Source organism: Rhodococcus sp. T7, assembly GCF_009872365.1.
Taxonomy (GTDB): Bacteria; Actinomycetota; Actinomycetes; order Mycobacteriales; family Mycobacteriaceae; genus Rhodococcus_F.
In genome coordinates, this window is record NZ_WXYH01000388.1 from 1 (window position 1) to 25,662 (window position 25,662).

Annotated in this window: 19 protein-coding genes and 1 pseudogene; 10 read left to right on the forward strand and 10 right to left on the reverse strand. The window is 68.3% G+C overall.

Going from position 1 to position 25,662, the window contains the following annotated elements; translation table 11 throughout:
- Window positions 1-176: 176 nt before the first annotated feature.
- Together MLGJGCBP_RS43255 and MLGJGCBP_RS43260 are read right to left on the reverse strand one after the other, a co-directional pair.
- Window positions 177-1,367 (reverse strand): Nramp family divalent metal transporter, encoded by a 1,191-nt coding sequence (locus MLGJGCBP_RS43255; protein ID WP_201453361.1) that lies wholly within the window; start codon window positions 1,365-1,367, stop codon window positions 177-179.
- A gap of 342 nt (window positions 1,368-1,709) precedes the next feature.
- Window positions 1,710-2,648: a dihydrodipicolinate synthase family protein gene (locus MLGJGCBP_RS43260; RefSeq protein ID WP_160103751.1), complete on the reverse strand. Its 939-nt coding sequence runs from the start codon at window positions 2,646-2,648 to the stop codon at window positions 1,710-1,712.
- A gap of 175 nt (window positions 2,649-2,823) precedes the next feature.
- Between MLGJGCBP_RS43260 and MLGJGCBP_RS43265 the strand changes: the two genes are divergently transcribed.
- A complete protein-coding gene (locus MLGJGCBP_RS43265) occupies window positions 2,824-3,876 on the forward strand; it encodes a LacI family DNA-binding transcriptional regulator (RefSeq protein ID WP_160103753.1) in 1,053 nt (350 codons plus the stop codon).
- 138 nt (window positions 3,877-4,014) lie between these two features.
- Here the strand turns inward: MLGJGCBP_RS43265 and MLGJGCBP_RS43270 are convergent, their stop codons facing one another.
- From MLGJGCBP_RS43270 to MLGJGCBP_RS43280, 3 genes are read right to left on the reverse strand one after another with little or no spacing between them, the layout of a single operon-like run.
- Window positions 4,015-5,226 (reverse strand): cytochrome P450, encoded by a 1,212-nt coding sequence (locus MLGJGCBP_RS43270; protein WP_160103755.1) that lies wholly within the window; start codon window positions 5,224-5,226, stop codon window positions 4,015-4,017.
- Between the two features lie 14 nt (window positions 5,227-5,240).
- Window positions 5,241-6,605 (reverse strand): NAD(P)/FAD-dependent oxidoreductase, encoded by a 1,365-nt coding sequence (locus tag MLGJGCBP_RS43275; RefSeq protein ID WP_160103757.1) that lies wholly within the window; start codon window positions 6,603-6,605, stop codon window positions 5,241-5,243.
- Window positions 6,595-6,813, reverse strand: coding sequence for a ferredoxin (locus tag MLGJGCBP_RS43280; RefSeq protein ID WP_087558076.1), 219 nt, complete (start codon window positions 6,811-6,813; stop codon window positions 6,595-6,597). Before MLGJGCBP_RS43280 ends, MLGJGCBP_RS43275 begins: the two co-directional genes overlap by 11 nt.
- A gap of 359 nt (window positions 6,814-7,172) precedes the next feature.
- On the opposite strand from MLGJGCBP_RS43280, the gene MLGJGCBP_RS43285 reads away from it, so the two are divergent.
- Window positions 7,173-7,445, forward strand: coding sequence for an ANTAR domain-containing protein (locus MLGJGCBP_RS43285; protein ID WP_072948135.1), 273 nt, complete (start codon window positions 7,173-7,175; stop codon window positions 7,443-7,445).
- On the opposite strand, the gene MLGJGCBP_RS43290 is transcribed toward MLGJGCBP_RS43285, so the two are convergent.
- From MLGJGCBP_RS43290 to MLGJGCBP_RS43300, 3 genes are read right to left on the reverse strand one after another with little or no spacing between them, the layout of a single operon-like run.
- On the reverse strand, window positions 7,442-7,783 hold the full coding sequence (locus tag MLGJGCBP_RS43290) for a TraR/DksA family transcriptional regulator (protein WP_087558075.1): 342 nt from the start codon (window positions 7,781-7,783) through the stop codon (window positions 7,442-7,444). The two genes, MLGJGCBP_RS43285 and MLGJGCBP_RS43290, sit on opposite strands and share 4 nt — an antisense overlap.
- The gene (locus tag MLGJGCBP_RS43295) at window positions 7,780-8,307 is read right to left on the reverse strand and encodes a DinB family protein (RefSeq protein WP_160103759.1); all 528 of its coding nucleotides are present in this window, start codon (window positions 8,305-8,307) and stop codon (window positions 7,780-7,782) included. The genes MLGJGCBP_RS43290 and MLGJGCBP_RS43295 overlap by 4 nt, the downstream gene beginning before the upstream one ends.
- Window positions 8,308-8,349: 42 nt before the next feature.
- Window positions 8,350-9,369 (reverse strand): Lrp/AsnC family transcriptional regulator, encoded by a 1,020-nt coding sequence (locus tag MLGJGCBP_RS43300; RefSeq protein WP_160103761.1) that lies wholly within the window; start codon window positions 9,367-9,369, stop codon window positions 8,350-8,352.
- Between the two features lie 128 nt (window positions 9,370-9,497).
- Here MLGJGCBP_RS43300 and MLGJGCBP_RS43305 point away from each other — a divergent pair, with 128 nt between their 5' ends.
- The 6 genes from MLGJGCBP_RS43305 to MLGJGCBP_RS43330 all read left to right on the forward strand — a co-directional run bounded on the left by MLGJGCBP_RS43305 (window position 9,498) and on the right by MLGJGCBP_RS43330 (window position 17,853).
- On the forward strand, window positions 9,498-10,730 hold the full coding sequence (locus MLGJGCBP_RS43305) for a M20 metallopeptidase family protein (RefSeq protein ID WP_160103763.1): 1,233 nt from the start codon (window positions 9,498-9,500) through the stop codon (window positions 10,728-10,730).
- A complete protein-coding gene (locus MLGJGCBP_RS43310; protein WP_160103765.1) occupies window positions 10,727-12,055 on the forward strand; it encodes an MFS transporter in 1,329 nt (442 codons plus the stop codon). Before MLGJGCBP_RS43305 ends, MLGJGCBP_RS43310 begins: the two co-directional genes overlap by 4 nt.
- Window positions 12,056-12,139: 84 nt before the next feature.
- Complete coding sequence (locus MLGJGCBP_RS43315) at window positions 12,140-13,282, forward strand: lipase family protein (RefSeq protein WP_160103937.1); 1,143 nt, start codon at window positions 12,140-12,142, stop codon at window positions 13,280-13,282.
- Between the two features lie 175 nt (window positions 13,283-13,457).
- Window positions 13,458-15,095: a sigma-54-dependent Fis family transcriptional regulator gene (locus tag MLGJGCBP_RS43320; RefSeq protein ID WP_160103939.1), complete on the forward strand. Its 1,638-nt coding sequence runs from the start codon at window positions 13,458-13,460 to the stop codon at window positions 15,093-15,095.
- A 116-nt stretch (window positions 15,096-15,211) separates the two neighbouring features.
- Window positions 15,212-16,720 (forward strand): aldehyde dehydrogenase family protein, encoded by a 1,509-nt coding sequence (locus MLGJGCBP_RS43325; protein ID WP_160103767.1) that lies wholly within the window; start codon window positions 15,212-15,214, stop codon window positions 16,718-16,720.
- Window positions 16,721-16,743: 23 nt separating this feature from the next.
- Window positions 16,744-17,853 (forward strand): NDMA-dependent alcohol dehydrogenase, encoded by a 1,110-nt coding sequence (locus MLGJGCBP_RS43330; protein ID WP_160103769.1) that lies wholly within the window; start codon window positions 16,744-16,746, stop codon window positions 17,851-17,853.
- A gap of 34 nt (window positions 17,854-17,887) precedes the next feature.
- On the opposite strand, the gene MLGJGCBP_RS43335 is transcribed toward MLGJGCBP_RS43330, so the two are convergent.
- Both MLGJGCBP_RS43335 and MLGJGCBP_RS43340 read right to left on the reverse strand, forming a co-directional pair.
- Window positions 17,888-18,892, reverse strand: a complete 1,005-nt coding sequence (locus MLGJGCBP_RS43335) for an LLM class flavin-dependent oxidoreductase (RefSeq protein WP_160103771.1) — start codon at window positions 18,890-18,892, stop codon at window positions 17,888-17,890.
- 98 nt (window positions 18,893-18,990) lie between these two features.
- Window positions 18,991-19,975, reverse strand: a pseudogene (locus tag MLGJGCBP_RS43340) (LLM class F420-dependent oxidoreductase).
- A 199-nt stretch (window positions 19,976-20,174) separates the two neighbouring features.
- Between MLGJGCBP_RS43340 and MLGJGCBP_RS43345 the strand changes: the two are divergent.
- Both MLGJGCBP_RS43345 and MLGJGCBP_RS43350 read left to right on the forward strand, forming a co-directional pair.
- On the forward strand, window positions 20,175-24,713 hold the full coding sequence (locus tag MLGJGCBP_RS43345; protein ID WP_160103773.1) for a non-ribosomal peptide synthetase: 4,539 nt from the start codon (window positions 20,175-20,177) through the stop codon (window positions 24,711-24,713).
- Between the two features lie 29 nt (window positions 24,714-24,742).
- Window positions 24,743-25,525 carry an RsiV family protein gene (locus MLGJGCBP_RS43350; RefSeq protein ID WP_160103775.1) on the forward strand — a complete coding sequence of 261 codons (783 nt, stop codon included), beginning with the start codon at window positions 24,743-24,745 and terminating at the stop codon, window positions 25,523-25,525.
- The last annotated feature ends 137 nt before the right edge of the window (window positions 25,526-25,662 follow it).

Sequence of the window (25,662 nt, forward strand, 5' to 3'; positions counted from 1 at the left end):
CGGGTGTCTGCGGGAAATGGTCAATCTCCGGGGCGGACGGTCGAGGGTCGATTCGTCCGGCACGCCGAAGTGTTGAGGATGGCTGGGGGCATGGGCTCCTCGCCACGGACGGGGCGGCACACCGCGGTGGTCGGTGTGCCGCTCCTCTGGTCAGTGCCGGCGGTCGGTTCGGGTGGTCAGCCGAGCAGTTCGTAGATCAGCAGGCCGGACAGGGACAGGATCGAGATGAAGCCGAGGGCTCCGATGGTGTTCTTCCACCAGGTGTTGCGGAGGTTGCCCATCAGTTTGGTGTTGTTGCTCATCACGAAGAGGAGGAATCCGAGGAAGGGGGCGATCAGCACGGTCAGCGCCTGGGCGAAGATGATCAGTTGCACCGGTGATTTGGTGAACACGAGGGTGATCGCGAGTCCGAAGGCCAGGATCGCGGCGCTGGTCCGTTTGGCGGTGAGGGTGCTGGGGGAGGCGCCTTTACCGAGACCGTCGGAGAGCATCGTGCCGCCGGCGGTGGCGTTGGCGACCATCGCGGAGAACGCGGCACCGGACAGTCCGAGCGCGAAGATGGTGGATCCGACGGGGCCGGCGATGGGCTCGAAGATCTTGGCGAGGCCGGCGAGAGTGGTCGCTTCGGTGTCGGCGCGGCCGAGGACTGCGGCGGCCACGATGATCACCAGGGAGGTCATGATGCCCGGTGCCACGATGCCCGGCACCGTGTCGGCGATGGTGGTTTGCCGGTATTCGGCCTCGGTGCGGCGGCGTTCGTGGGTTCCGTACGAGGTGAAGAAGGCGGCGTTGAGGGAGAAGTTGGTGCCGACGAGGGCGACGACGAGCAGTTGTCCACCGGGCGGGATGGACGGGACGAGTCCGTTCACGGCTTGGAACCAGTCGGGCTGGGCGATGACGGCGCTGAAGATGAACGTGGCCGCCAGCAGCGCGACGATGACCAGCAGAACGCGTTCGACGGTGCGGTAGACGTTGCGGAACAACAGGATCAGTCCGACGAACACGGTGCAGACCGCGGACCATACGATCGGGGAACCACCGAAGACCATGGACAGTCCGAGGCCGGATCCGACGGCGTTACCCACGGAGAAACACAGGGTGATGATGAAGACCCCGACACCGGCGGCGACACCGACGCGCTGGCCGAGGATGTCCTTGACGGAACTGATCATGGACACCGGCGTCCGGATTCCGAGGCGCACACTCATGTCGGCGTAGACGAGCATGAAGATCGTCGAGAGGGCGATCACCCAGATCAGCGAGTAGCTGTATTCGCTGCCGGCCTGCACGGCGCTGGCGAGGTTGCCGGGGCCGAACTGCCATGCTCCGGCGATGAAGGCGGGACCGGCCATGGCGAGGGTCCGCATCCAGGTGCGCTGGGACCGCAGCTTGCCCTGGTGTGGCGGAGGGCTGGTCGCGGCCACTGCGTTGCCTCCGACGGAATCGGCTGTTGTGCGAGGGGGCTGACTCATCGATGAGCCTACTTTCTGGTGTTCGAACCGCCGATGCGGAGTGCGGCGCTGACGGATCGGCGCGGCCGGTTCGAAGGGAAGGTACGGCGACCACTGCCTCGAATGGACCGCGGCTACGTAGGTGGTGCCGTCCGGCCCGGGGTGGGCCGGGCCGGACGGCAGGACCGGCGCGCACTACATCGGCGCGCGGCGGATTCCGGGGAATCCGGAAGCTGATCCGACGGTGGGTGGGCCGGGTCAGGCGGGGACGGTGACCGAGCTCAACCCGGCCGACTGCAGCGCGGCGGCGATCTCGGAGCCTGCACCCTCGGCCAGCGGCAGCAACGGTGAGCGCACGGTGGCGTGCTCGAGGATGCCGCGGGCGACCAGCCCTTCCTTGAGCGCGACGGTGCCTTCCATGTGCGAGCCGCGGTGGTAGACGTTCGCCGTCACCGGCAGTAGGCGGTCGTGGATGGCCCGGGCCGCGGGGTAGTCCTTGGCCTTGCCGGCGGCGATGAGTTCGACCAGCGGCTCGGGGGCGAGGCCGCCGTAGCCGACGAGCAGGCCGTCGACGTCGAACACCGTGTGCAGCAGGTACTCGTCGTGGCAGCTCAGGATCTGCAGCTCGGGGTTTTCGCGGCGCAGAACGGGGATCTCCCGGTCCCAGCGCCGCATGTTCCGCACGCCGTTCTTGGTGGCGAAGACTCCGGGCTGGGCGGCGATCTCGAGCTGGGTGTCCAGGTTGTAGGTGGCCTTGGTGGCATCGGGGTATTGGAACAGGATCAGCGGCAGGCCCGACCCTTCGTGGATGGCCTTGTAGCGATCCTGCGGGGCACCGTCCTGGTAGCCGAACCGCAACCACCCGTGTGAGGGGTAGACCAGGCCGGCCGAGGCGCCGGCGGCGACAGCGCGCTGGGCTTCCTCCACGGAGACGGCGGTGCCTTCACCGGTGATGCCGGCGATGATCGGGATCCGGCCGTCGACGGACTCCTGGAAAGCGGCGATGACGCGAACCTGCTCGTCCTGGGTGAGGAACGTGCCCTCCCCGGCATGGCCGAGCACGACCAGGCCCTTGACGCCGTCGACGCTGCCGAGCCACGAGCCGAGGCGAGCGATGGCGTCGTAGTCGACGTCGCCGTCACGGGTGAAAGGCGTCACCGGCGCCGGGGTGAGGCCACGGAGGTCGAGTGTGCTCATGGTTGCTCTTTTCGATCGAAGACGATACTTGCAAACGTTCCCGGGAACGTTCCCGTGAACGATTTCATCGTGCGGTATCCTCGGTATCTGTGTCAAGGGTCACGTCGGTGACCGGCTGTGATCAGGCCTTCTTCGATGAGGCAGCGGGCAGGCCGTGCCGGTAGATAGGACAACTATGGAAGCCAACGGGAGTACACCGCAGCAGACGTTGCGGGACGGTAAGCACGTCGTCACGCTGCGGGAGGTAGCGGAAGCGGCGGGTGTGAGCACCTCGACGGTCAGCCGTGTCCTCGACGATCGCGTGCCGCCGTCCCGCTCCGCGACCGCCGAACGCGTGCGGGCGGTCGCCGACCAGCTGGGATACCGGCGCAACACCTTCGCGTCCAGTCTGCGCCGCGGGCAGACCGCGACGATCGGCGTCCTCGTCCCACGTTTGAGTGACACCGTCATGGCCCTGATGTACGAGGCGATCAGCCGGGCCGCGACCCGTCTCGGCTACTTCACCGTCGTCGCCACGACCGGGGACAACCCCGCAGACGAGGCCGACGCGGCCCGGACGCTGCTCGCCCGGAACGTGGACGGGCTGATCGTCGCCTCGAGCCGGCGCGACGACCCCTTACCCCATGAGCTGCGGGAGCGTGGAGTTCCCCACGCGCTCGTGCTTCGCACGGACGGAATCAGCCCGTCCTCGGTCGGCGACGACGAGGCAGGCGGCTATCTCGCCACCCGCCACCTGATCGACCTCGGACACACCGACATCGCCGTGCTGTCGGGACCGTTGTTCGCATCCACTGCCGTCGGCCGTCTGGCCGGGGCGCGACGGGCGCTCCGGGAAGCGGCAATTGCCGAAGTGCCCGAGTGGATCGTCGAAACGACGTTCGGAATCGAGGACGGTGAGGAGGCCGGGGACCGGCTCTTCCGCTCCCCGTCCCGACCCACGGCCGTCTTCGCCGCCAACGACAACCTCGCACTTGGTGTCATCGCCGCCGCGCACCAGTGCTCACTCTCCGTCGGCACCGACGTCGCCTTGGTCGGATACAACGACATCCCACTGTCCCAACGCCTTCCGGTCCCGCTCACCTCGGTACGCACACCGTTCGATCAGATCGCAGCCACCGCACTCGATCTGATGCTCGCCACCACACCCGCCGACGACCCCATCCGGCGAGCAATGCCCACCCTGATCCCGCGACGTTCATCCGGACCGCACCGCACCGCAGTCATGTAAGCGGACCGGCATCAGCAGGCAGGGCGAACCTGCGCATCCCGCCGCCGCACATCGACCGCACCCGGAGACCGCGCATCAACCACCGGCACCACCCCGGTGAGCTGATCGAGCACGCGCGGGGAAGGGGGTCAGCCCCTGTCATCCACAGTCCACCAACAGGTGCCGCGGACCACGCAGTACCGGGTTGGGCCGGTATGGCGGCGGGTCCTCCACGAGGCGCGGATTCGGTAGGCGGCGAATGAGTTCGGTGAGCGCCATCTGCCCTTCGAGGCGGGCGAGGGGAGCGCCGAAGCAACTGTGGATGCCGCTGCCCAGACCGACGTGCTGGTTGTCCTCGCGGTCGGGGACGAACCGGTCGGCGTCGACGAAGCGTTCGGGATCACGATTGGCCGACGCCAACGCCAGCACGAGCGGCGACCCCTTCGGGACGGTGACACCGTCGATTTCGATGTCGACGATCGGCGTTCGCTGGCCCAGCAGGTGCACGGGCGGTTCGAAGCGGAGCAATTCCTCCACAGCCTTCGGCATCAACTCCGGTTCCTTGCGAAGCCGTTCGAGAACGTCGGGATTGCGCAGCAGGGTCAGCATGCCGTTGGTGATGAGGTTGACGGTGGTCTCGTGTCCGGCGATGAACAGCAGGATGGAGTTGGTGACCAACTCGACGGTGTTCAACTGGCCGTCGGGCCCCGAATCGTTGGCCAGCCCCGACAGCATGTCGTCACCGGGATTGCGGCGACGGTCCTCGACGAGACCGGCCATGAACATGGCCATTTCCATCTGGGCCTGCTGCGCCACCTTCACCTGCTCGTTGTCGGCGCTGGTGCGCCGCGGGTCGATGGCCGCCACCAATGCGTCGGCCCACGCGTGGAACCGGGGTTCCTCCTCGTGCGGCACGCCGAGCAGACGGCAGATGACGGAGACGGGGAACGGGTACGCGAAGTCGTCGACGATGTCGATGCGGCCCTTACCGTCGAGCCCGTCTACGAGGTTCGTGACGAGTTCTGCGAGTTCGCCACGCATGGAGTCGATCCGGTCGGGGCTGTGCGGCGGGCCGAACTGGCGCGTCGTCAGTCGGCGCAACCGATCGTGCTCGGGCGGATCGAGTTTGAGGAAGGACTCCGGTCCGTCGCCGGCCCGATCTGCTCCGGGAAGCCCCGGCCCCCGGTTGTGCAGGTCGGAGCTGATCCTCGGATCGTGCAGAAGCGCCATCACGTCGTAATACCGGCCGACGAGGAACGAGCCGTTGTCCTGCGGCGCCACCCGCGTCTCACGAAGTTCCTCGTACAGCGGATACGGATTCGGCCGGTTCGCCTGGTCGGTGATCCGCTCGAACAACTGCGCACGCGACATGGGCACTCTCCCTGTTACTTCGGTAGCGAGACGAACTCGACACGACGTTCGGTGGGCAGATGACCGGTCACCGCGACGGTCGGGCCGTGGCTGAGAACGGCCGGGTCCGGCAACTCCGACGGCCGCACCTCGAACGGGTCCGCCCGGTCCATGACGTCGAAGTCCGGTGGGAACTCCGCCGCCGACTCGATCAGCCCCCGATAGAAGTCGAGCCACTTCCCCTGATTGAACGCCACCGCCGCGGTGACGCGACCACGGAAGCCGTACGCCGCCACGAATCGCCGGTCGGCGATCGAACCCTGGGTGATCACCAACTGATCGGAATAGGTGGGGATGCCGACGGACTTGATGTTGACTCCGAACTGGCTGGACCAGAACGCCGGAATCTCCAGGTGCGGTCGCCGGCGGAGGCCGTCGTGGATCATGTTGTGCGCCGCCACCTCGGCCTGGCCGATCGCGTTGCCCCAGTGCTCCAGCGCCAGCAGCTGGTAGTCGTAGAGCGGATGTGGTTGCCGCGCAACGTCACCGGCGACGAACACGTTGTCGGTGACGATGCCGTTGATGTCGAACGCCCGGCAGCCGGCGTCGCACGTCACTCCCCGGGGCCCCGCGGCGAGGCCGGACCCGGCCAGCCAGTCGGTGTTGCGGATGCTGCCCTGCGCGACGATCGCGACGTCGACGTCGAGTGCGGTCCCGTCCGAGAGGTGCGCGCGGCACAGCCGTCCGTCGCTGTCGCCGTCGAGTCCGGTCACCGTGACCCCGGTGCGCAGGTCGACGCCGTGGTCGCGTTGCATGTCGGCGGCGACCGCCGCCACCACCCCACCGAGCGCACCGACCAGCGGTGCCGGGCCGCGCTCGGTGACCGTCACGGACAGCCCGCGCTCCCGGCACACCGACGCGATCTCCGAACCGGTGAAACCGGCGCCGATCACCAGGACGTGGCGCGGTCCGGCAGACAGCCGCTCGTTCAGTCGGCGGGAGTCGTCGCAGGTGCGGACGGTGAAGACGCCGTCGAGTGCCGCCTCGGACGAGTTCGACCACGGCCGGGCGCGGACACCGGTCGCGATCAGCACCTTGTCGAACTCGACGGTGTCGCCGTCGCTGAGCACCACCCTGTTGTTCTCCAGGTCGAGGGTGGTGGCCCGCACACCGAGCAGCCACTTCGCGTCGAGGTCGGAACGGTAGGGGAGCGCCGCGTGTTCGGGCGGCATGATCCCGAGGAGCACGGCCTTCGACAGCGGCGGCCGGTCGTACGGTTCGTAGGGTTCGTCGCCGATCAGGGTCAGGGACCCGTCGAAGCCCTGCCCCCGTAGTGCCTCCGCCGCGCGCACCCCGGCGAGCGACGCGCCGACGATGACGATCCGCACGTCACTCCCCATGCTGGTGATCGGGGAGGTCCGTGGTGATGGCGTGCACCGGGCAGGCCGCGGCGGCCTGCGACACGTGCTCGCGTTCGCCGTCGGCGGGGCCTGCGTCGTAGAGAAGGGCCTCTTCTCCGTGCAGGGTGAAGACGTCGGGTGCGAGGAACACGCACTGCGCGTAACCCTGGCACCGATTGAGGTCGACGACGAGTTTCACGTCAATCATCCCGATTCTGAACAGTTCTGGTCACACGGGTCCACAGGGACTGCGCGGCGCACGGCCGTCCGATCGCGTCGGGTGGAGAATTCCGCCCGGGAAACAGTATTGCGGAATGGCCGGTCTGTTCGGTTTCGATCCGCTGTTCTGGAGCCGTTCAGAAATGTGATTCCGCCGGCGACCTACTCACGGGTAGAACCGCGCGGTAGTAACGAGAGTTACAAGTACCTTGCCGGAGTTCGTATCCTCCTGTCGAGAAACAACTTTCGGACACGATGCCGATTCGGCGACGTAGACGTCCGGATCGTGATGTGATGTGGTCACACCAGACCGGCAACGCCCAGTGGCGACACCTCAGAGGCGGAATATTGACGATCGAAGCTCACCGCGACACCCGCGCGACACGGCACCTGTCCGCATTGGACGCTGCAATTCAAATCCTGACCACCGCGCGCGGAAGCTCGTACAGCGCGGACCAGGCCTTCGACGAACTCCTCGACTCCTCCATGCGGCATCAGGTCGATGTCGGTGATCTGGCCGAAGCCCTCGCCGACCTCGCCGACGGGATCCGTCCCGAGGCCGACGACCATCGCCGGGCCCGAGACGTGGCTGCGCGCGAGTGGGGAGCCTTCCTGCCCTAGCCGGCGCAGTCGATACACGTCTGCGCGGCCGGGAGCGCGTCGAGCCGAACCTCGGCGATCGGCCGGCCGCACCTGATGCAGAGGCCGTACGTCCCGCTGTCGAGGCGTTGCTGTGCCGCCGCCAGATCCTCGACCTCGCGCCGGGCGTCGGCTAGTAGCGCCGACACCTGGGCCCGTTCGAACGCGATGGTCGAGCCCTCCGGGTCGTGTTCGTCATCGTCCGTGGTGAATTCCGATCCCTCCACGATCGCGGTGAAACGCCCGGTCAGTGATGCTATTCGACGTTCGGCGTCGGCACGTTCCTCGGCGATTCGGACGCGATGCTCGGGGACGGTCATGTCTCGTCCAGGGATTCTCGGATGATGTCGGCGTGCCCGGCGTGCTGGGCCGTCTCACCGATGATGTGGAGCAAGACGCGGCGCGCGGACCAGCGTGATCCCGGTTCGAACCACGGCGCATTCGGCAGCGGATGCGAGATGTCGAGGTCGGGCAGCGCGGCCACGATCTCATCGGTCCGGTGCGCCACCTTCGCGTAACGGTCGAGGACGGCGGCCAGGGTCTCGTCGTCGCGGAGTGTGAATTCCTTCTCGCGATTGCCGGTGCCGGTGCCGTCCACTGGACCTCCGCGGACGGCGTCGGTGCCGCGGACGATGAAATCGGCCCACACCCGTTCGGTGTCCGACACGTGTTTGACGAGTCCGCCCAGACACAGCACGCTCGCCGTCGGGCGCCGGGCCGCCTGCTCGTCGGTGAGGTCGCGGACGGTGTGGCGGAGCAGGTACCGGTGCTTCGCCAGCGACTCCAGCAAGTCGGCACGCTCGCCGGTCGTCGACGTTTTCGCGGTAGAGGTCACGGGGATCACCTGCTCCAGCCGGTCCGATGATGGCGCATTCGACCGTAGCGGTCAGTCGCCGTGCGCGGTGACATAACCGGTCGCGCGGCCGTGGGTGTCGAGTTCCCACCCCATCCGTTTCCGGGACCGGAGCGTCACCGAGGAGTCGATGATCTCCAGGCTGGGGGCGCGGGTCTCCAGCCATTCCTGCACCCGCAGCAGGTCGGGCAGCGAGGACACCCACATGCTGACGAGGAAGTTCGCGGGTCCGGTCATCGACATGCACAACCGCAGTTCGGGGCGAGTGTTGACGATCTCCACGACGTCGCGGTGCGCGCGCACCGGCAGGCGGCACCACCACGTGACGGTGATCGGCCACCGCGTCGAATCCTGGGCGACGTCGCAGCGCAGCACCACGGCGCGGGAGCGCAGCAACCCGGCGAGTTGCCTGCGCACCGAGGACGCGGGCCGGTCGATCACCGCGGCGATCTCGCGCGCGGACGCCCGGCCGTTCCGGGTGAGTTCGCGGACGAGCGCGCGGGCGACCTCGTCCGTCAGGCTCTCCGGCCGGCTCGATCCGGACTGCGGAGGGGTGTTCTCCAGTGCGGCGATCGCGGCGGACTGCGCCGTGTCCAGGGAGTCGAGGCGCCACCGGCTGCCCTCCGCGTGGAGTGCGGTGCACGTGTGCGTCCGGGTCGAATTGACGCTCGGGTGGCGGGGCAACTCCTCGAGCACCAGGTCCGACAATTCGTGCAGCGATCCCGTCTGCACGGTCAGGATGAGGTCCCGGCCCCGGGCCGCATGCTCGATCGACGACACCCGCGGGTCCCGGGTGAGCGCCTCGACCAGTGCCTTCGTGCCTGCGAGGTCGCACGTCACCTCGATCATGGCGGTGAACGCCCCCGCACCCGTCATCGGCGCGGGATAGGCGGTGATCCAGGCCAGTCCGCGCTCGGTGACCGATTCCCACCGCCGGGCGAGGGTCGCGGACGTCGCCCGCAGGATCGGGGCCAGCTCGGCCCACGTCGCCCGGGGCCGGATCTGCAGGGCGTGAATGAGCGAAAGCTCGGCTTCGGTCAGCATCTCGCTCATAAAGCTCTTCCTGATTCGGTGAGAATGATCGTTTTCGACGTTCTCGGCGGTCCGTCGTGCCGTGGCTCACAGCATATGACCATCGACGCATTCGGTCCCGAACGTGACCACCGACATAAGGGAGAGCAATGGATCTCTTGGACGACGCCCGCGCTCTACAGGGCGACCTCGTGCAGTTGCGGCGCGTACTGCACCGCGAACCCGAGGTCGGTCTGGATCTGCCGCGCACACAGGAAACGGTCCTCGCAGCGTTGGACGGGCTGCCGCTCGAGATCTCGACGGGAACCCGCACGACGTCCGTGACCGCGGTGCTCCGCGGCGGCAGGCGATCGGCAACCGCCGCGCAGACGGTGCTGCTGCGCGCCGACATGGACGGACTGCCGGTCACCGAGCAGACCGGACTCGACTTCGCGGCGCAGAACGGTGCCATGCACGGATGCGGGCACGACCTGCACACCGCGGCGCTCGTCGGGGCCGCGCAACTGCTCAGCCGTCACCGCGACCGGCTGGCGGGCGACGTCGTCCTGATGTTCCAACCCGGCGAGGAAGGCTGGGACGGCGCCAAGGTGATGGTCGACGAGGGTGTCCTCGACGCGTCCGGTCGCCGCGCGGACACCGCCTACGGCATGCACGTCTTCTCCTGCCAGAAGCCGCAGGGCCGGTTCTTCTCCAAGGCGGGCACGCTGCTCGCCGCGTCGTACAAGCTGAGCGTCACGGTGCGCGGGGCGGGCGGCCACGGATCGTCCCCGTCGACCGCCCGGGACCCCATCACCGCGATGGCGGAGATGATCACGTCGCTGCAGACCATGGTCACCCGCACGTTCGACGTGTTCGATCCGGTCGTCGTGACCGTCGCGAACGTGCAGGCCGGGTCGCGGCACAACATCATTCCCGACGATGCGCGGTTCGAGGCGACGGTCCGGTGTTATTCGCCGGCCACGTACGAGAAGGTGCCGGGGGCGCTGCGCAGGGTGCTCGAGGGAGTGGCGTCCGCGCAACGCGTCGACGTCGACGTCACCGTCGCCCCCGAGTTCCCGATGACGGTCAACGACGTCGACGAGGTGGCGTTCGGCGCCGAAGTGGTCAGCGACCTCATGGGGGAGGACCGCTACGAGACGGTCACGCATCCGATGTCGGGGTCCGAGGACTTCTCCTACGTCCTGCAGGAAGTACCCGGCGCCTTCATCGGGCTCGGCGCCTGCATGCCGGGAGCCGATCCCGACGCCGCTCCGATGAACCATTCGCCGCGGGCCCAGTTCGACGACGCGGTGCTCGCCGACGCCGCCACCATCTACGCCGGGCTGGCCGTTCGACGGCTGGACAAGGCCACGAATGCCGCAGCGGGAGGTGACGCACGATGACCGGGATCGCCACCGAGAACGGGTCAGTGAACGCAGGCCCGCCCACCGTCCGCCAGCGGTCCGAACGCTGGGAGAAGGCGCGCGCGATCGTCGGCGTCGGCACGGGCAACGGGATCGAGTACTTCGACTGGACCGTCTACGCCACGTTCGCCGCGTTCTTCGCGCCGCAGTTCTTCCACACCGGGTCCGCCGTCTCCGACCTGCTCGCGTCGTTCGGCGTCTTCGCCGTCGGATTCGTCGCGCGGCCGTTCGGCGGTCTGCTGTTCGGCTGGCTGTCGGACCGCCGGGGACGCAAGCTGTCCATGACGCTCGCCGTCGGCCTCGCCGCGATCGGCAGCCTGGTCATCGGGCTGACCCCGACCCATCAGACGATCGGTGTCGCGGCGGCGATCGTCCTCGTCGTGGCCCGTCTCGCGCAGGGCGTCGCGCACGGCGGCGAATTGCCGTCCGCGCAGACCTACATCGTGGAATTCGCGCCGACGGCGCGGCGCGGACTCTGGTCCAGCCTCATCTACATCTCCAACACCACCGGAGTTGTGGTCGGCACGCTGCTCGGCGCACTGCTCACGACGACGCTGAATTCGGAGCAGATGGCCGACTGGGGCTGGCGGGTGCCGTTCCTGCTGGGCGGCGTGCTCGGCCTGTTCGTGCTGTGGATGCGGTCTCGGATGAGCGAGACCGAGGTCTACGAGGAGTCGTGTGACGACACCGCGAAGCAGTCGATGTGGCAGTTGTTCGTGGCGCACCGGCGGCAGGTGTTTCAGATCCTGTTCTTCACGGTCGGCGGCACCGTCGTCTACTACGTGTGGGCGGTGTCGGCTCCGGCGTATGCGATCACGGTCCGGGGTATCGATCCGTCCGGCGCACTGTGGGCGGGGGTCGGCGCGAACCTCGTACTGATTGCGTCGCTGCCCTTCTGGGGCGCCGTGTCGGACCGGATCGGACGCAAACCGGTGCTGTACATCGGCAACCTCGGGATCGCGGCCCTGCTGTTTCCGCTCAACGCCATGATCGGGCACAGCGCGGTCACGTTGTTCATCGCGATGGCGATCGCCCTGTTCGTGATGGGCTCGCTCCTGGCAGTCATGCCTGCGATGATGGCCGAACTCTTCCCGACCGGGCTGCGCGCCGCCGGTGTCGGGGTGCCGTACTCGATCGGGGTGGCAGCATTCGGCGGGACGGCGGCGTACGTCCAGACGTTCTTCGCCGACCGTGGGTCGCCGGAACTGTTCGAGTGGTACGCGCTCGCGCTCGTCGCGGTCTCGACCGTCGCGCTGATCACGATCCCGGAAACCAGGGGACGGGATCTGGCTGCCCAGCAGTAGCCCAGGTGAGCGGCAAAGTGTGCTCCGGCACGCTTTGCCGCTCACGTGTGGGATCTTGAAGCGGTGAAGACACATTCGGTACGACTGGCACGAGCCGCGGCAACCGTTGCGATCGCTTCCCTGACGGTCGGCGGCACCTGCCTCGCCTCCCCGGCCGCGTTCGCCGACGAGGCGGACCGCACGCCGGGGAGCGTCGTGGACGTCGAGCCGCTGCCTGCCGATCTCTGGATCCCCGGCACCGCGGATGCGCAGCGCATCACCTACTGGTCGAGCGGGTCCGACGGGAACCCCGCACTCAGCAGCGGTGCGGTGTACGTGCCACCGGGGGAGGCGCCCGACGGGGGCTGGCCGGTGGTGGCGTGGGCGCACGGAACGTCGGGACTCGCGGACGACTGTGCACCCTCGCTCGTCGGCCCCGCCCTCCCCGAGCGGGACTATCCGTACCTCGGACGGTGGCTCGAGCAGGGGTACGCCGTCGTCTCCACCGATTACGTCGGCCTCGGCACACCCGGTGTGATGCCGTACCTCGACGGAAAGGTCGAGGCGCACAGCGTCGTCGACTCGGTGAAGGCCGCCCGCGCCGTCGACGAGTCGCTGTCGAACAAGTGGGTGGTGGTCGGACAGTCGCAGGGTGGTGGGGCCGCGATCACGACCGCCCGCTACGCCACCGACTTCGGAGGGGAGACGCTGGACTACCGCGGGGCCGTCGGAACGGGTGTTCCCGCGAACATCGAACTGACACTGCTGCCGCTCGGCCCGGGGGTGCCGCCCACGGCGATCCCCGCCGGCCTCACGTCGTACCTGTTCTACATCCTCGCGGGACTGCGGTCGGCGCACCCCGAGATCGACCTCGACTCGTATCTCACACCGCTCGGCGTGCACTACGTGGACGCTGCGGAACAGCTGTGCGTCAACGAACTTCACGATGCCGCAGAAGGTGTGGTGGTCGGCGACCTGTTCAGCAGGCCGTTGAACACGATTCCGAACTTCCACGGCCTGCTCGTGGACTACATGGGCGTCCCGACGAGCGGATACGACCGTCCCCTGTTCATCGGGCAGGGGCTCACCGACATCGACGTACCCGCGCCGTCGGCGTTCTCGCTGGTCGCGGCGCTCACCGCGAACGGTGAGCCGGTCACGTTCAAGACCTATCCCACCGACCACAGCGGCACTCTCATCGATTCGCAGGCCGACACCGTCCCGTTCGTGCGGGGCCTGTTCGACTGACCGAACGGGGCACTGTCCAGAATCCGGACAGTTGCCCGCCTCGCCCTCGGGCACTATGGCGTGGGTCACACAGTGTGGGTACGTTCGGATGTGAGTCGTGCACCAGTGCACGGCTGGATCCGCGCGCGGCAAGGAGTCGAGGTTGGAGTTTGGCGGCACGATCGGGCACGCGGCGATGCGGCCGGAGATCGCATTGTCCTGGAAGCGTTCGGCGCTCAGCGGGCTGGAACCGACGTCGAAGCCGAGCGAGGATCCCTGCCCCGACCTGGACAAGTCCAGCCGGCTGCTGCAGGCGGCCCGGCCCGTCCTCGACGAGATGGAACAGCAGATCCAGGGCACAGGTTTCTGCGTCCTGCTCGCCGACCGCGACTGCCGCATCGTCGCCCGGCTCTTCGACGGCGGCAAACTCGAACGCCTGATCGACGGCGCCGGGGCGGTGCTGGGGTCGAGGTTCGGCGAGGATTACGTCGGGACCACCGCGCTGGGGACGCCGCTGGAGGTCCGGCGCGGGGTCGTGATCCACGGCGAGGAGCACTACCTCGAGCGGTTCAAGGACCTCAGCTGTTACGGGCACCCGATCGTGCATCCGGTGACGCGCCGCGTCGAGGGCATCCTCGACATGACGGGCGTGGCGTCGCGGGCCAACCCGCTGTTCGCCCCGTTCCTGGCCCGTTCGGCCGGCGACATCGAACGACGATTGCTCGAGGGGTCCCGGGTGTCGCAGCAGCGGCTCGTGGACGCGTTCCAGCGGGTGTCGCCGCAGAACCAGATGGCGGTCACCGCGATCGGCGAGGACATCCTCCTCAGCAACGGGGTCGCGCTCGACCTGCTCCAGGTGTCCGATCACGCGACGCTGCGGGGGCTTGCCGCGGACCTGCGCCCGGAGCAGTCGAAGACGGTGCGGATCCAATTGTCCTCGGGGGAACCGGCGTTGGTCCGGGCCGACCACGTGGCGGGCACCGACGGCGGCGCGGTGTTCGTCGTCCGCCCGGACCGCCGGACCAGCACCCCCATCCGGCGCGGCAAGTCGCCGTCGAGTTCCGTCGTCGAACGCAGCAGGTCGGAGTTGTCGCGACTGCGCGAGACCCGGGACCCGGTGGTGATCAGCGGCGAACCGGGAACCGGCAGGACCACCGCGGTCCGCGATTTGGCCGGCGACAAGTCGCTCGTATGTATGGACGCTGCCGCGATCGCTCTCGACGGCGCCGAGGCCTGGATCGACCGACTGCTCGCCCTGGCGGCGGCACCCTCCGCGGTCCTGGCGATCGAAGAGGTGCAGTTGCTGCCCGAATCGATGCTGCCGCTGGTCGTGAAGATGCTGGCGGCCGACGCGGGACCCCGGATCGTGATGACCAGTTCGCCGCTCGGTGACCTGCCGCCGGGAGTGGCTGGTCTGGCCGGCCGGTGCCCCGGTCAGGTGGTGCTGCCGCCGCTGCGGCAACGCACGCGCGAGTTCGCGGACCTCGCGCAGGCGGTCCTCGACTCCGTCGAACCGGGCCTCCGGCTGTCCGCGAGTGCGCTCGACGCTTTGATCGCCCGCGACTGGCCGGGCAACATCGCGGAACTCTCCGTCGTGCTGCAGGCGGCCGCGCGCGGGCGCACCAGCGCGCACCTCGCCGTCGCGGATCTGCCCGATCAGTATCGGACGCCGCCGCGGGTGTCGCGGCTGGCGGGCCGCGAGCGCGCCGAACGCCAGGCCATCGTCGACGCACTGCAGGAATGTGGCGGCAACAAGGTGCACGCCGCGGCCGCGCTGGGCATCAGCCGCAGCACGCTCTACGTCCGGATGCGGGCCCTCGAAATCACCGTCTAGCTGCAGTTTCATCTACCGATCCACGACCGTCCGGAGGTGTCCGAAGTCAGGACAGTTAGTGATATGGCAATCAGTGCACTATGAGCCACGTCACATTCACAACTTCGGAGGTTTTGATGACAGCGACGATCGAACCCAGCCAAGCGGAACTCTTGCCGTCGGTACGGAACTTTCTGTCCGGCACCAAGCGATTCCTCGTCGGCGGGCAGTGGGTGGAATCGGCCAGCGGCGAGACGTTCGAGACCATCGACCCCGCCAACGGGCAGGTGCTGACCACCGTCGCACGCGGTGGCGCCGAGGACGTCGACCGCGCAGTCCGGGCCGCACGCACGGCATTCGACGAGGGCCCGTGGTCCACCATGAAGCCCAACGAGCGTGAACGCCTGATCTGGCGGGTCGGCGACATCCTCTCCGAGCGCGCCGAGGAATTCGGTCAGCTCGAGGCGCTGGACAACGGCAAGTCGGCGGGCATCGCCGCGGCCGTCGACGTCGCCTGGTCGGCCGACATCTTCCGCTACTTCGCGGGCTGGGCCACCAAGATCGAGGGCAGCACGGTCAACGTGAGCATGCCGTTCGTCCCCGGCGGCCAGTTCCACGCGTACACGCTGCGTGAGCCCGTCGGCGTCTGCGGACTGATCGTTCCCTGGAACTTCCCGCTGCTGATGGCCGCGTTCAAACTGGCCCCCGCCCTCGCGGCGGGCAACACGGTGATCCTCAAGCCCGCCGAGCAGACCCCGCTCACCGCGCTCCTGCTCGGTGAGGTGTTCGAGGAGGCCGGCTTCCCGCCCGGTGTCGTCAACATCGTCACCGGCTACGGCGACGCCGGGGCCGCGCTGTCCGCGCACGACGACGTCGACAAGATCGCGTTCACCGGCTCCACCGAGGTCGGGAAGAAGATCGTCGACGCCGCCCGCGGCAACCTGAAGAAGGTGTCGCTCGAACTCGGCGGCAAGAGCGCCAACGTCGTGTTCGCGGACGCGGACTTCGACGCCGCCGTCACCGGATCGCTCAACGCCTGGCTGTTCAACCACGGCCAGTGCTGCGTCGCAGGAACCCGGATGTTCGTCGAGGACAGCATCTTCGACGACTTCACCGCCGCGGTCGCCGAGGCCGCGAGCCAGGTCAAGATCGGCCCCGGACTCGACCCCACCACCCAGCTCGGACCGCTCGTGTCGCAGGAACAGTTCGACAAGGTCACCGGCTACCTGGCCGCTGGACTCGCCGACGGCGCCCGCGCCCTCACCGGCGGAAAGCGCTGGGGCGACACCGGCTTCTACGTCGAGCCGACGGTGTTCGTGGACGTGAAGCCCGAATTCAGCATCGTCGAGGAGGAGATCTTCGGTCCGGTCGTCGCCGCGCTGCCCTTCAACGCGGAGGAGGGCGTCGCGAAGGCGGCGAACAGCAGCATCTACGGCCTCGCCGCCGGAATCTGGACCAAGGACCTGTCCAAGGCGCACCTCACGGCCCGCCAGCTCAAGGCCGGTTCGGTGTGGATCAACCAGTACAACGGGTTCGACACCGCCATGCCGTTCGGTGGATACAAGCAGTCCGGGTGGGGGCGTGAACTCGGGGCCACCGCCATCGACCTCTACACCCAGACCAAAGCCGTCAACATCGCACTCTGACCGTCACTCAACGAGGAGAAGACATGAAGACCAAAGCAGCGGTTCTGCTCGAAGCCGGCAAGCCGTTCGAGATCATGGAACTCGAACTGGACGGCCCGGGCCCCGGCGAAGTGCTCATCAAGTACGTCGCGGCAGGCCTGTGCCACTCGGACCTGCACCTCACCGACGGCGACCTGCCGCCGCGTTACCCCATCGTCGGCGGGCACGAGGGCTCGGGCATCATCGAGGAAGTCGGCCCCGGTGTCACCAAGGTGAAGCCCGGCGACCACGTGGTCTGCAGCTTCATCCCGAACTGCGGTACGTGTCGTTACTGTGCCACCGGCCGCCAGAACCTGTGCGACATGGGTGCCACCATTCTCGAGGGTTCGATGCCCGACGGCTCCTTCCGGTTCCACTCGGGCAAGGACGATTTCGGCGCCATGTGCATGCTCGGCACGTTCTCGGAGCGGGCCACCATCTCGCAGCACTCGGTGGTGAAGGTGGACGACTGGCTCCCGCTGGAGACCGCCGTCCTCGTCGGCTGCGGAGTGCCGTCCGGTTGGGGGACCGCCGTGTACGCCGGCGGAGTCCGCGCCGGTGACACCGTCATCATCTACGGCATCGGCGGACTCGGCATCAACGCCGTGCAGGGCGCCGTCACCGCCGGCGCCAAGTACGTCGTGGTGGTGGACCCGGTGGCGATGAAGCGCGAGGCCGCCCTGAAGTTCGGCGCCACCCACGCGTTCGCCGACGCCGCCGAGGCCGCCGCGAAGGTCAACGAACTGACCTGGGGACAGGGCGCCGACCAGGCGTTGATCCTCGTCGGGACGGTCGACGAGGAGGTGGTGCAGAACGCGACCGCCGTCATCGGCAAGGGCGGCACCGTCGTCATCACCGGTCTCGCCGACCCGGCCAAGCTGACCGTGCACGTGTCGGGCACCGACCTCACCCTGAATCAGAAGACGATCAAGGGCACGCTGTTCGGTTCGGCCAACCCGCAGTACGACATCGTCCGCCTGCTGCGGCTGTACGACGCGGGTCAGCTCAAGCTCGACGAGCTGATCACCACGAAGTACACGCTCGAGCAGGTGAACGAGGGCTACCAGGATCTGCGGGACGGCAAGAACATCCGCGGCGTGATCGTCCACGCGTAGGCGGCTTCGCCGCCCGTGCGCCTTTCTGGTTGTCCTAGCTACCAGAAAGGCGCACGGGTGCGGAGTGCCACACGTCGGCGAGCGAGTCGTACGTCTTCAGCCAGGACTCGGTGTTCTCGGCGTGGGAGGCGACGATCAGTTCGTCGGCCTGCGCGTGCTCGGCGAACTCGTCGAGGTACGTCTTGACCTCGGTGGGCGTGCCGACCGCCGAGTACCGCACCATCTGCGCGACCTGCTGACCCGCCGGGGACGTCATGATGAGGTCGACCTCCTCGGGGGTGAACTTCTGACCGCGTCCGACCATCTGCACCACCCGCCGCCGCAGCGAGGCTTCGAATTGCCGGTGCGCGTCCTCGGTGGTGTCGGCGGCGATGGCGTTGACGCCGGCGATCACGTACGGCTCGGACAGCTCCTCGGACGGTTCGAACCGCTCCCGGTACAGCGTGACGGCGTCGACGAGCGAGTCGGGGGAGAAGTGGGACGCGTTGGCGTAGGGCAGGCCGAACTTCGCGGCGAGCTGGGCGCCGAACAGCGAGGATCCGAGGATGTACAGGGGAACGTTGGTGCCCTTGCCGGGGATCGCGTCGACGCCGGGTACCCGGGACACGCCTTTGAGGTACGCCTGGAGTTCCAGCACGTCCTGCGGGAACCGGTCCGCGGATGCCGCGTCGCGGCGCAGCGCGTACATCGTCTTCTGGTCGCTGCCGGGGGCGCGGCCGAGTCCGAGGTCGATGCGACCGGGGTGCAGGGTCGCGAGGGTGCCGAACTGCTCGGCGATCGTCAGCGGCGCATGGTTGGGCAGCATGATGCCGCCGGCGCCGAGCCGGATGTTCCGGGTGTGCGCGGCGACGTGCGCGATGAGGACGCTCGTCGCCGAGGAGCCGATCGACGGCATGTTGTGGTGCTCGGCGTACCAGATGCGGCGGTACCCGCGGGTCTCCGCGAGTTGCGCCAGTTTCACGCTCGCGTCGAAACTGTCCCGCGCCGTGTCGCCCTCGCGGATGTAGGCCAGATCCAGAATCGACAGAACAGCACTCACGGGCTTCTTCACCTTTCGTCACCGAGGTGCGAGAGGTTAGCCTCGCGCACTACCTCCGGGTACAACCGCGGAGGTAGTGCGGGTATTCCTGGCCGGTGTCAGGCCTCGACGAGCGGTCGCAACGTGCGGCCGGTGAGTTCGACGATGCCGGGTTCGTGCCCGTTGGCGACGAGATTGAGGACGACGCCATCGATGCCCGGGTCGAGGATGCGCGTCTTGATCTGCTCGGCCACCTCGTCGGGCGCACCACAGAACTGCCGGTCGGTGGCGGCGGCGCGTTCCTCGTCCGACGCCTTCGACAGGTCGACGCCTCGCGCGAGCAGGAAGTCGTGCTGGAGTTGCCGGGCGCGGTCGCCGTCCTCGTCGATGATGACGAAGGCCAGGTAGCTGGTCTCCAGGGTGGACCGGTCGCGGCCGATCTCCGAAACACCGCGCGTCGAGGGCCTCGAGTTTGCGCGGCAACTCGCTCGCGTTGCAGATGATGTTCAGGTGATCGGCGAACCGGGCAGCGAGACCGAACGTCTTCTTCTCCCCGCCACCACCGAGCATGATCGGCAGGTCGTCGCGGATCCGCGGCTCGTTGATCGCGTTCTCGACGTGGTACCACTTGCCGTCGAACGTCGGGCGCTGACCGTGCAGCATCGGCGCGATGATCTGCAGCGCCTCGTCGAGGCGTTCGAACCGGTCGGTGAACGTGCCGAACTCGTAGCCGTACTGCTGGTGCTCGAGTTCGAACCAGCCGGCCCCGATCCCGAGGACGGCGCGTCCGCCGCTGGCGACGTCCAGGGTGGTCACCGCCTTCGCGAGCATGGGCGGGTTGCGGTACGTATTGCCGGTGACGAGGGCGGACAGCTGAATGTTGTCGGTGGCCGTGGCGAGGGCGCCGAGGGCGGTGTATGCCTCGAGCATCGGTTCGTCGGGCTCACCGAGGCCCGGCAGCTGATAGAAGTGGTCCATCACGAATGCGGTGTCGAAGCCCGCGGATTCGGCCTCACGGGCCTGTGCGATCACAGTCGGGAACAGGTCCGCGACCGGGGTGGAGTAACTGAAGTTGGGCATTTGGTAACCGAGGCGGATAGTCACTTTTTCGACGCTACTCGGATCGCGGCCGGGGCACCTCTTTTATTTCGAGGGTAGGAAGTGACCACCCTGGGGTCCCTGTTGCACCGCCTTGGGGTGATGCACCCTGACAGTAGTGCCGTATCCGTCGCCGATCCGCCATCCGCGACAACCTGCGCGGTGGGGAGGCGGACCAGGCAGAGCACAGCCCGAGGGGGGCCAGATGACCACGTATTTCGATTCGCAGCAAACCGGCGGCACGGCATGCGCCTGCCCGGAGCGACCCACACCCGCCCGGCCGCACGTGGCCGTCCTGGAACGTCCGCTCGCGCATCCGACGCGTTCGACCGTCGGCGCCTTTCCACTGACCGCAGCGCAGCGGTCCATCTGGTTCGCGCAACAGCTCACGCCGGACGTCCCGTACGTCATCGCCCACTACGTCGAGCTGAACGGGCCGGTCGAACTGGCTGCCCTCCGCGACGCCACCCGTCGCGCGAATCGCGAATTCGGCTGGGGATCGGTGCGCCTGGTGGACATCGACGGACAGCCGCATCAGGTCGTGGATCCGGCCGTCGACGATCGGGTGCTCGCCACCGACCTGCGCGGGGAGGTCGATCCCGTCGACGCCGCGCACCGCTGGATGCGGAACGACCGGACCGCACGCACCGACATGTACGACGGTCCGCTCCTGGTCTCGCACATCCTGCGGCTGGGCGACGATCACTACTACTGGTATTCCCGCGCCCACCACATCGTGTCGGACGGGTACGCCGCGATGATGCTGATGAGCCGCACGGCCGAACTGTACGTCGCCGCCGTCGAGGGCAGGGAACCACCGGATTGCCGGATCGAGGGACCGGAACGTCTCGTGCGGGAAGACGCAGCCTACCGCGCGTCCACCCGGTTCGTCCGCGACCGTGACTATTGGCGCGAACAGGGCAGCGGCCCGGCGTCGGTCCTCAGCCTGAGCGGCCGTGCGGCGCGACCGGAAGTCGACGCCCGGACAGCGACCGGGCACACCCCTGCGAGCGGCAGCACAAGGAATCCGACGGCCGTGACCGTCGCCGCCTTCGCGTCCTATCTCGCCCGGATGACCGGTGCCGAAGACGTGGTCCTGTCCCTGCCCGTGTCGGCGCGGACGACGGCCTGCCTCAGGCATGCCGGCGGCTCGGTGTCCAACGTGATCCCGTTGCGGCTGAACGGAATCGGCTCCGCCACCGTGAGCCGTGCGGTCGACACCGCGGAGGCGTGTTTGGCGGCGGCACTGCGCCGGCAACGCTACCGCCGCGAGGACATCGGCCGCGACCTCGCCTCGGGTGGGGTCGAACTCCTGCATTTCGGGCCGGTGGTCAACGTCATGATGTTCTCGAAAGAGATCACGCTGGGCGCCGTGCAGGGGACGGTCCGGGTACTCACCACCGGTCCCGTCGCGGACCTCGCCGTCAACATCTATCCCGGGTCCGAAGGAGTCGCCGCCCGTATCGATTTCGAGGGAAACCCGGCACTGTACGACGACGCCGAACTGACCGGGCACCACGCGCGTTTCCTCGCGTTCCTCGACCGCTTCACCGCAGCGGTCGAGTCGGACGCACGGGTTGCCGACCTCGACGTCTTCTTCGCGGGCGAACGCGCGGAATTCGCACCCGCGCGGGGCCTTCCGGATACGGACGCCGTCACGCTCGACCGTCTGCTGACGGGAACCGTCGCGAACGACCCGGCGGCGATCGCGATCACCGACCGGGGGCGCGCACTGTCCTACGGCGACCTGGACCGGCTCGCCACCCGGCTGGCGCGCCTCCTGACAGTTCGGGGTATCGGACCCGAGGACGTCGTCGCGGTGTCCGTTCCACGGTCGATCGAGTCGGTGCTGGCGCTGTGGGCGGTCGCGAAGGCCGGTGCGGCGTACGTTCCGATCGATCCCTCACATCCGCAGGCTCGCATCGCGTACACCCTCGGCGATTGCGGCGCGACGGTCGGGCTGACGGTCCGCTCGGAGCGCGCCCGGCTGCCACCCGCCATCGAGTGGCTGACCACCGATGTCGACGAACTCGAAAATCTGTGTCCAAGCGATTCTTCCGACGGCCCGGCCGTCGTGGAACGCACACGCCCCCTGCTCGTGGACCATCCCGCGTATCTGATCTACACGTCCGGCTCGACCGGAACACCGAAGGGGGTCGTCGTCACCCATCGCGGTCTCGCCAACGTGGCCCAGGAAATACGGGACAAGTATGCGGTGTCGGCGCGCTCGCGGATCCTGCACTTCGCTTCACCGAGTTTCGACACGGCGCTGGTCGAAGTACTCGCGGCCTGTATCGGTGGCGCGACGCTCGTCGTGACCCCGCCCGGTGTGTTCGGCGGTGACGAGCTGTTGCGACTGCTGCGCGACGAACACGTCACCCACCTTCTGACGACGCCGTCCGCGCTGGCCGCGATCGACTCCGGCGCGACGAACGACCTGGAGTTGGTGCTGGTCGGAGGGGAAGCGTGCCCGCAGGAGCTGGTGCGGCGGTGGGCAGGCAGGCAGGACATGCGCAACGCGTACGGTCCGACGGAGACGACGTGCAGCGTCACCCTCACCGATCCGATCTCACCGGACGAGCGAATGACGATCGGCTCCCTGATGCGCGGCGTGGACGCGGTAATTCTCGATCACCGCCTGCGTCCGCTGCCGCCGGGCGCCGTCGGTGAGCTCTACCTCGCCACCCCGGCACTCGCACGGGGCTATCACCGGCGCCACGGTCTGACCGCCGCACGGTTCGTTGCCAACCCGTTCGGCCGCCGCGGGTCCCGGATGTTCCGCACCGGGGACGTGGTCCGGTGGACGGCGACCGGGACGCTCGAGTTCCTGGACAGGGCGGACGACCAGATCAAGATCCGCGGATTCCGTGTCGAACTCGGCGAGATCGACGCCTCGCTGACCGCGCAACCGGGTGTCGCGTTCGCGGCGACGGTGCTGCACCGGAACTCGGCAGGCAACCCGAACCTGGTGTCCTACATCATGGCCGAGCCGGACGCCTCGATCGATCGTGAAATGCTGACAGCGCAGCTGGCACGATTCCTGCCCGACTACATGGTTCCGAAATCGATCATGCTGCTGAATTCGATCCCGCTGACACCGACGGGGAAGCTCGACCGGGCTGCGCTCCCGCTGCCGGAGTTCGGCTCGGACTCGGTGCCTCATCGCGACCCCGAGACGCCGGCGGAGCGTCGGGTCGCGCGTGCGTTCGCGCAGGTTCTCGGTGTCGACGCGGTCGGTGCCGACGATTCGTTCTTCGACCTCAGTGGCGACTCGCTGTCGGCGATCCGGGTGGTCGCGCGGATCAACGCCGAGCTCGGCACCGGCATGGGCGTGCGCGACCTCTTCGACGCACCGTCGGTCGCTGCACTGGCACTGAGGGTCGCGGAGGCCTGCGCACAGTCGCCGGCCATCCGCCCGCAGCGCGGGCCGAAGCTGGGTGCCACACCGTTGCCCGCCCTCGTGCCGCTGTCCCCGTCGCAGTTCTTCATCGACCGCACCGTCGTGGAACCGGCTCTCCACAACATCCCCTTCACCGTGCGCGTGCGCGGCGAATTCGACGCCGATGCCCTGCGCTCGGCGATGGCGGACGTCCTGGGCAGGCACCGGGCCCTGCGGACCGTGTTCCCCGACTCGCCGTCGGGGCCGTACCAGCACGTGCTCGACGTGGCCGACGCGATGCCCGATCTGCGCCCGGTGGTGACGAGCCCTGCGCAAGCGGAAGCCCGGATGACGGACCTGCTGTCCGCGGGATTCGACGTGCGGCGGGACCCGCCGCTGCGCGCCCGGTTGTTCCGGCTCGGCGACCGCGACCACCTGCTCGCGTGCGTCGTCCACCACATCGCCGCGGACGGCTGGTCGCTGGCGCCGCTGGCAGGGGATCTCGCGGACGCTTACGCTGCCCGGTCCGCGGGCGGGGCGCCCGAATGGGAGCCGCCGACCGCGACGTACGCGGACTACACCGTGTGGCGGCGGGCGTTGCTGGGCGACGAGGACGACCCGGCGAGTGTCGCGTCGAAGCAGATCGCCCACTGGGCGAAGGAACTGTCGGGGCTGCGCGGGGAGCTTGCGCTGCCCACCGACCGCCCGCGGCCGGAGCAGTGGACGTACCGGGCGGGGCGACTTCCGTTCTCGCTCGACGAGCATGCGCATCGAGGCCTGCTGGCCACCGCGCACGAGCACCACGCCAGCCTGTTCACGGCGCTCAGGTCGGCAGTGGCGATCCTGCTCGCCCGCCTCAGCGGAGATCCCGACATCGCGATCGGCACCCCGATCGCGGGTCGGGGAGACCCGGCGCTCGACGACGTGGTGGGCATGTTCGTCAACACGCTGGTTCTGCGGACCCGGGTCGACCCGAGCATGACGCTGTGCGACATCGTCGAAGGATCCCGCGGCGTGGAACTTCGTGCCCTGGCGAATGCCGACGTGCAGTTCGAACGACTCGTGCAGGTACTCGACCCGCCCCGGTCGCCGTCCCTGCACCCGCTGTTCCAGGTTGCGCTGTCGCTGAACAACTTCGCGCCCGCCACCCTCAACGCGTCCGGGCTCGACTTCGAGGTCACACCGCGTCCGCTCGACATCGCCAAGTGCGATCTGCACTTCCACTTCACCGAACGTCACGACGTCGACGGGAGGCCCGCGGGAATCGACGCCGAACTGGTGTATTCCGCCGACCTCTACGACGCATCCACCGCACAGGGGTTCGTCGACACGCTGCACACCGTCGTCGACCCGATCGGTAGGTGAGCGGGTATCGGACGTGGTAGATATGCCTGATGAGAGGCTTCCGGAGATCGATTCTGGTGTCACTGGTCGGCGGCGCCGTGCTCCTCGCGCCCGCCGCCTGCTCCGACCGGTCCGGCACGGCGGTGAGCGAGCCGTCGACCGTGTCCGACGCGGGACCGTCCACGACCGACCCGGCGACCGGACCAGTGACCACGGCTGGTGTGCCGTACACGGAGTCCGAACTGCAGGTCACCGGTTCCACCGGACGCGTCCGCTACGACGTGCTCATCCCGCAGATCGAGGGCGGCGACCCGGCGGTCACCGCCGAGTTCAACGAATCGATGCGCGCCGCGCTCCAGGACCAGATCGACGGCTCGGGCACCGACGCGTTCACGCTGAGCAGCCAGGAACACAGCGTGGCGCACATCGGTGAGCACGTGATCAGTGGACTGCTGGTGACGTCCTGGAACGCCGATCCACCCGGGGCGCATCCCACGCCGATCGTCGCGACGGTGGTGGTGAATGCCGATACGGCCGCGCCGATCACGCTCGGCGACCTGTTCCCCGACCTGCCTGCCGGGCTGCAGGCACTGTCGGACAGTTCCGCGCGCCTGCTCCCCGAGACGGCCGCCGGACCGGACTTCGATCGATCGGGCATCGAGCCGACCGAGGCGAACTTCGCCAACTGGCTGGCCACCCCGGCGGGCATGGAGATCCACTTCAACGACTACCAGGTGGGACCGCACGCCATCGGACTCGTCACCGTCACGGTGCCGTGGGAGGACCTGGCGGACGTGATCGACCCCGAACTGGCTCCCGTCGTGTCGAGTTAGCCGCGCTGCCCGACCGCTCACCGGGAACGAACCTGTAGCTGCCCGGGTGCTCCGACCTACCGTCCCAGACAGGCCTTTGCTGCCGAAATGTGTCTGTCGAATGGGAGAGGAGCGCGCCCGTGAGTGCACGCACCGAA